The sequence below is a fragment of the Skermanella sp. genome, from assembly GCF_059503625.1.
In genome coordinates, this window is the sequence record NZ_JCACHA010000932.1 from 1 (window position 1) to 7152 (window position 7152).

Genomic DNA, 7152 nt, shown 5'->3' on the forward strand with positions numbered 1-7152 from the left:
TCTTCACATACTCCGCGCGTAGAAGCGACAGCCGCTCGTTCAGCGGGGCGGGGCCGGTCGGGCTGGTATGGCCGGCGACCTCCAGGCAGGATGGGCTTCGGGCAGCCCGCGTGGCGATGGCGTCGAGCCATCGGTCGTAGTCCCCGCTCACCTGCGAGTCCGAGACGAAGGCCGTCGATCCCGGCCGGAACAGGAACTTGACCGCTAGCCTGTTGTTGCGCAGCCCGTAATCGACGATATCGCTGAACGCCATCGCCGCGTCGTCGCGCAGGCCAAGCTTCAGGTTCGCCAGATAGATCCCGTTATAGGCCCGCAACTGGTCGCCCGCCCGCGTCTGAACCGCTGCCCTGTAAAGGTCCAAAGCCTCTTCGTAGCGGCCTGCGTCGTAGGCTTCGATCGCGTCGCTGACCAGGGACGCGGTCAAGATGCCGTCCAGGTAACCGGCGGCGATAGGATCGCCGACCTTGGTGCCCTGGCAGGTGGTGATATAGCCTTCCGTCGCCTTGTCGTTCGTCCAGGCCGGGCTGTCCTGGAAGAACGGCGTGGGCGTCGTGTCCACTCCCTCCATCCGTGCGCGGGCAACGCCCTTGGCGACGGTCCTGCCCGACTTCAGGTCGGCCAGCACCAGGCAGAAGCGATAGGCTTCCCGCGTGCCGGCCGTCTTGCCCTCCTTGCTGACCGGGGTGAATGTCCCGACCAGAACCAGCGGTGCTGCCGCTACGTTCTCGCTGGTGAAGGGCTTGATCTCGAACTGGGGATATTGCTGCCCGACCAGTTCGGTGATCCTCTTCTGGATCGCCCGCGTCGCCGCCGACTGGGATCCCGTCATGCCGTCCACCAGCGGGTCTATCACGACAGGATATCGTCCCGACGGGCCGGGAGGAGGCAGCGTCTGACTGGTGAACACCGTGGCAGCGGCCTTCGCTACAGCTTCGTCGAACGGCACCGGCTCGACCAGCGGGGCAGGGGCGGGAGGAACGGCGGCGGTGCCGGGAAGTGCTACGGCGGCGGCAGGCGGTGGTGGAGGCGTTACCGCCGCAGCCTGGGTGTTGCCTTGCGGACCGGCGCAGCCGCCCAGCAACAATGCGGACAGCACCAAAACCTTAAGGCTGTCGCGACGCAAAGTTGAGATCGGCAAAGGATCGGAGAAGCCGTCAACAGTTTTTCCGAAGAAACGACTTGTCCGCATCGGTTAATCCCTCGCCAAGTTGACCACGTTCCACAATAGTGGCACAACGCGGTTCTTTGGCTCCAGACACTCTCTCGCGCAATTTGGTTTGTCTTTGGAGTATCGTATCCTTGGCTAAAGGGACATCGCTTTCAATGGATACAATCGCGGGGACGGACGCCGCCGCCGCGGGCTTCCGGGGAGGTGCCGGCGGCGGTAGAGCCGGTCCCGGCTCGGCAGCCGGAATCTCCGGCGTATTCGGCAGGGCCGCCACTTCGGGTTTCCCGCGATCTCCCGATCCTTGAAGGCGGCGCAATGCCTCGCCCGCATGCGGGCCGTCCGGGAAGTACTTCAGATACAGCAGCATGTCGGCAGGCTCGGTGCTGCTCTCCAGCGCCTGCCAGAACAGCGCTTCGCGCTCCGGCGCGTTCCCCGGCGCAGGCATCTTGGTGCCGCTAACGTCGTTCGGCGGGATCAGGTAGAACGGATCGCCGCCGAGCGAGCCATAGGTGAACGGCGTTTGCCGTCCCGCCGTCGCCTCGAACACGCTGTCGCGGACGCGGCCGAACAGCAGGTTGATCTCCAGCCCCGGCGTCTCCAGGTGCTTCAGCAGCGCCGTGGTATAGGGGCTGTGACTGTCGTTGCCGTCGTCCGCCAGGGCATTGGCTGCCGTCGCATAGGCCACCAGCGTATCGCGCCCGACATTCCCGACTTGGGCGAGACCTTCCGAAACCTGAAGCGCCCGCGTGGCCCCGCCGGCCCGCGCGATCCGCGCCGCGAAGGGGTTGTCGCGGCAGGCGTCCAGGATGACGATCCGCAACTCGCGCGCCGCTTCGGCTTCCCGCAGGATCATGTCGAGCGAGATCGCGTCATAGGCCAGATCGCGTTCCCGCTGGACCTTGGCATCTACCGGCAGGAAATAGTTGGTCCCCTGCATCTGCAAGCCGTGGCCGGCATAGAACACCACGGCGACCGAAGCCTTCTCCGCCGCCCGCCCGAAGGTCTTCAGCTTCTCCGCCATCGCCGTGAAGCTCAGATCGTATCCCTCGACGACAGAGAATCCGATCCGCTTCAGCGCCGCCGTCACGGCGCGCGCATCGTTGACCGGGTTCGGCAACTCGGCCACGTTCTCGTACCTGCCGTTGCCGATGACCAAGGCCAGCCTGTCGCCGGCTACCGGCATTCCGGACGCGCCGAATGCCGGCCCCGCCAGAACCTGACCGAGGAGAATGAAGGCGGCGGCGACCACGCCGGCGAACCTCGACACAGCCAACTCCCGCATCGTTGCGATGAGGCAAGGTTAACAGTTTTGGCAAATTCCAGGAATGAGCCTGTTCACTTCTTCTCTTCGCTGATCACTTCTTCCCGGCGATGCCGTCGATCACCAGCCCGGTCAGCAGCCGGCCGCCCTTCACCGCCTGCCGCGCCACCTCCGATATCCCGCCGCCCTTGCCGGCCAGCCGCAGCAGCCGGATCAGCTGGCCCTGCCGGGCCTCGTCCAGCCGGGCGGCCACGGCGGCCCACAGGGCATCGACGTTGTAGAGCGCTCCCGCGTCCAGCCGCACGGGGACCACGTCGTCCGGCTCGACGCCCAGCGCCTCAGCCGTCGCATCGACCGCGCCCCGGATCGCCTCGGCCTTGCGTCCCGACGGCGCCGCGATGTCGTAGGGTGGCGCCCATTCGGTGAAGGGCCGTAGCCGGTCGATATGCGACAGCGCCACCAGCACCGGCGGCGCCTTCAGGTCAGGGTTCACGGCGAAATGGGCGCGAACGGCATCCAGCAGGCGCCGGTCCAGATCCCTGGCGCCGTCATTGGCGGCTGCCACCCACAGGATCAGGTCGCACTCCGCCGCCATCGCGGCCAGCTTCGGGACGGCCACTTCGCGGTCGAGTCCGGCGCAGTCGATCAGTTCAAGTTCCGGTCTCTCAGCAGTTCCGCCGGCCGCATGGCTGGTCGCCCCATCGCCCACCGGCAGCACATCCACCGCCGCGACCACGTCGCCGCACAGCGCGTTGACGAGGCTGGACTTCCCCGCATTGACCCTGCCGCCGACCAGGATCCGCAAGGGGGAGGGCGCTGCCGCCGCCGGCGCCAAGGCAGCCGGCTCCAACCCCGCCAGCTCGTCCAGATCGGCGAGCAGCCGTCCGCTGTAGAGGTTGATCGCCTCCCGCCCGATTTCCTCGATCAATATCCGCGCGATCCGGTCCAGCATCAGGCTGGACAGCCCAGCCGCCGCGAAACCGCGCACCCGCTGGTTCAACTCGGCCGCCAGCGCCTGCACCGGGTTGATCGTCATCCGCCCGATCCGCCAAGGCCCGGAGAACATGCCGGCCGCCGCCGCGACCGACTGCTTGGCCCGGTAGAGCCGCATCACGTTGTCGAGGCGGATGCTGCGCGATCCGGGCACCGCCTCGACCGTCAGCGTCCGTGTCCGCTCCGCCACCCGTTCCGCCAGCAGCAGCGCTTCCGGCAGCGTGAAGTGCCAGACCGCCTCCGGCCGGTCGGGCCAGTAGTGCCGCGCCACGTCCTCCATTACAGCGCCGGCGACCGCCGTCAGCGAATGCTGGTCCATCAGCATCGCGCCGGAAGCCCGCCTCGCGAAGCCTTGCACGCGCTGCCAGGCGATCTTGTCCGACGGCGTCCAGTCCGCCTCGGGCGGCGTATCGTCCGAAGCCCCGCTCCCGTTGCCGCTCCCGCTCCCGCCTGCTCCTGGAACCGGCCGCGCCGCGCGCCGGAACAGCACGCCCGCCGCTACGAAGCAGACCGACCCTCCGACCAGCCAGACGCCCAGTTCCTCCCGCTGCCACAGCCACGCGACTCCCAGCGGAACCAGCGCCGCGAAGGGCAGGGCGCCCAGCGCCATCGCCGCCGCCCAAAGCAGCCGCCGAGGTCCGACGATGCGCTTCATGTGCCGGAAGTCCCGTCCTTGGAAAACATCCGGCTGGCCTTGGCCGCTCCCGTCGCCTCCGTCATGGCGCGGCGGAACTCGGCCGCCACCGCTTCGGCGTCGAACTCGCTGCCCGCCCGCCGCGTCGTCAGGTACAGCACGGCGGCATGCCCCAGCCCGTATGTCGTGGCGAAGCTGGCGATGCCGGCGGCGGCTCCCCCGATCACCGTGCCGTATCCCGGCACCAGCTTGACCAGTTGGCGCACGCCGAACTGCGCGCCGAAGCGCAGCAGGGCGCCGGCGCCCAGGCAGCCGGAGAACTCCGCCAGCGTCGTCCGCGTCCAGGTCACGCCCAGGATGCCGGCAAGGCTGTGCAGCATCTTGCCCTGCACGACGGGCACGGCCAGCGCCCCGGCCACCGGCAGCGTATCGATCGCTCCCGCCGTCGCCGCATAGCCCCAGACATGCGACAGAGCGCGTCCGGCCCCCGGCCCGCCGGCCTCGGTCAGGCTCCGCCGCGCCATGGAGACGACGCCATCGGCCGATGCCGCCTCCAGCGCCGACCACAGCGCATCGACACCATAGTCCTCCGGCTCCAGCCCGTCGCCCGCCTGCGTGAAGTCGATCGGCACGAACGAAAGGGCGCCGCTGCCCGGCAGTGCCTTGAACGCCGCCCGCTGTGCCGCCAGACTGCGGTCCAGTGCGTCTCCTCCGATCCTCATCCCGCCCAGGAACGGATAGGGCAGGGGATGCGGTTTTCCGGGATAGGCGTCGTGCAGGGTGGTCTGCGCGACCACCACCGGCCAGTCCGGATGTCGCCGCCTGACCTGGACCAATGCTTCCAGCACCGCCGGCGGCACCGGCCCGACGGCCTTCACCACCGCCAGCACCAGATGCGCCTGACTTTCGCACAGCGCCAGGTCCTCGGCCGGATCGTAGGCGACTTCTCCTAACCCTCGGGTATCCAGAAACCGGATGACCGGCGCTTCCGGCGGAAATTCGTAGACCCGCGCCGTCGCGGTGCAGGGCCGGTAGCCGGTCCCGACCTCCGCCTCGGTGCTGCCGGTCAGCGTCCCGACGATGGAGCTTTTGCCGGTCCCGACCATACCCAGCAGCCAGATTACCGGCGCCTTGGCCCGCGCTTCCTCGGCGACCCTGATGTCGCCGGCCGGATCGGGCCTGGGGTTCAGCACGGTATCGTAGACGTCGCGCCACCAGCCCGACAACTGCTCTCCAGTCCGATTGAGGAACGTCAACATGGGAGCCATCCGCTGTGATCGGCGAGCACGAGTGGTACAAGACATGGTGCTTGCACGCAAGTTCGCCGTAACGATGTAAATAGGATGAAAATCTTAATAAAGGGCGTGCTATACCGGTTCCGCCAAAACCGCAGGCGCTCCGGAACCAGCCACCAACCCAACGTTGTCCGTGATGACATTCGATTACATTCGCCTACGGGAAGGGAGATGTCGTCATTCCAGCCGCAAAATGACCGCCGCCCTTGTGCCTTCCTGCGATCTCACGTGTTACCTGCCATAGTTCAGCGCTTTCCCGAGATTCACAGTCCCGCCGCGCCGACCCGACAACCACACCGCCAAGCCCGAATTAAACGGGCGTCCAGATCCTTGCAACAGCCCGAGATACCATGATCGATCGCAGCGACCGCCTCTGGTATAAGGATGCCGTCATTTACCAGCTCCACGTGAAGGCTTTCTTCGATGCCGATAATGACGGCATCGGGGACTTCGCGGGGCTGTCCCGAAAGCTCGACTATCTCCAGGAACTCGGTGTCACGGCACTGTGGTTGTTGCCCTTCTATCCGTCGCCGCTGCGCGACGACGGGTATGACATCGCGGATTACCGCGCCGTCAACCCGTCCTATGGCAACATGCGCGACTTCCGGCAGTTCGTTCGCGAGTGCCATGACCGCGGCATGCGCGTCATCACGGAACTGGTCATCAACCACACCTCCGACCAGCACCCCTGGTTCCAGCGGGCGCGCAACGCCAAGCCGGGCTCCAACCACCGCGATTTCTACGTCTGGAGCGACAACGACAAGAAGTACCAGGGTACCCGGATCATCTTCCTCGATACCGAGAAGTCGAACTGGACCTGGGACCCGGTCGCCAATTCCTATTTCTGGCACCGCTTCTACTCGCACCAGCCGGACCTGAACTTCGACAATCCGGCCGTGATGCGCGAAGTGCTGAGCGTGCTGCGCTACTGGCTCGAGATGGGCGTCGACGGTCTCCGGCTCGACGCCGTGCCCTACCTGATCGAGCGCGAGGGCACCAACAACGAGAACCTGAGCGAGACGCACGACGTTCTCAAGAAGATCCGCGCCGCCGTGGATGAAGGTTACTCCGACCGCATGCTGCTGGCGGAGGCCAACCAGTGGCCGGAAGACGTGCTGCCCTATTTCGGCGACCTGTCCAAGGGCGGCGACGAATGCCACATGGCGTTCCACTTCCCGCTGATGCCACGCATGTACATGGCGATAGCGCAGGAAGACCGGCACCCCGTCACCGACATCATGCGCCAGACGCCGGAGATCCCGGAGACCTGCCAGTGGGCCGTCTTCCTGCGCAACCACGACGAGTTGACGCTGGAGATGGTCACCGACAAGGAGCGGGACTACCTCTGGAACTTCTACGCCAAGGACCGGCGCATGCGGATCAACCTCGGCATCCGCCGCAGGCTGGCCCCGCTGATGGACAACGACCGCCGCAAGATCGAGCTGCTGAACAGCCTGCTGTTCTCCATGCCCGGCACGCCGGTCGTGTATTACGGCGACGAGATCGGGATGGGCGACAACGTCTATCTCGGCGACCGCGACGGCGTCCGGACGCCGATGCAGTGGTCGCCCGACCGCAACGGCGGCTTCTCCCGCGCCGACCCCGCCCGCCTCTATCTGCCGGCGGTCGCGGATTCGATCTACGGCTTCGACGCCGTCAACGTCGAAGCGCAGGAGCGCAGCCCGTCGTCGCTGCTCAACTGGATGAAGCGCCTGATCGCGGTCCGCCAGCAGCAGAAGAGCTTCGGCCGCGGCACGCTGCGCTTCCTCTATCCCGGCAACCGCAAGGTGCTGGCCTATGT

At 66.8% G+C, this 7152-nt stretch carries 5 protein-coding genes; 1 reads left to right on the forward strand and 4 read right to left on the reverse strand.

What is annotated here, in order from left to right; translation table 11 throughout:
• The 4 genes from AC5JJ6_RS34005 to AC5JJ6_RS34020 form a co-directional block, all read right to left on the reverse strand.
• The coding region (locus AC5JJ6_RS34005; protein WP_496046286.1) for an OmpA family protein at nucleotides 1-1096 on the reverse strand (1096 nt) is incomplete at its 3' end.
• Between the two features lie 58 nt (nucleotides 1097-1154).
• Entirely contained in the window at nucleotides 1155-2435 is a 1281-nt protein-coding gene (locus tag AC5JJ6_RS34010; RefSeq protein WP_496046287.1) for a caspase family protein, read from the reverse strand.
• An 88-nt stretch (nucleotides 2436-2523) separates the two neighbouring features.
• A complete protein-coding gene (locus AC5JJ6_RS34015) occupies nucleotides 2524-4077 on the reverse strand; it encodes a GTPase family protein (protein WP_496046288.1) in 1554 nt (517 codons plus the stop codon).
• Nucleotides 4074-5315: a YcjF family protein gene (locus tag AC5JJ6_RS34020; protein WP_496046289.1), complete on the reverse strand. Its 1242-nt coding sequence runs from the start codon at nucleotides 5313-5315 to the stop codon at nucleotides 4074-4076. Before AC5JJ6_RS34020 ends, AC5JJ6_RS34015 begins: the two co-directional genes overlap by 4 nt.
• Before the next feature lie 386 nt (nucleotides 5316-5701).
• On the opposite strand from AC5JJ6_RS34020, the gene treS reads away from it, so the two are divergent.
• Nucleotides 5702-7152 (forward strand): maltose alpha-D-glucosyltransferase (gene treS / locus AC5JJ6_RS34025; RefSeq protein ID WP_496046290.1); only part of this gene is annotated, 1451 nt, incomplete at its 3' end.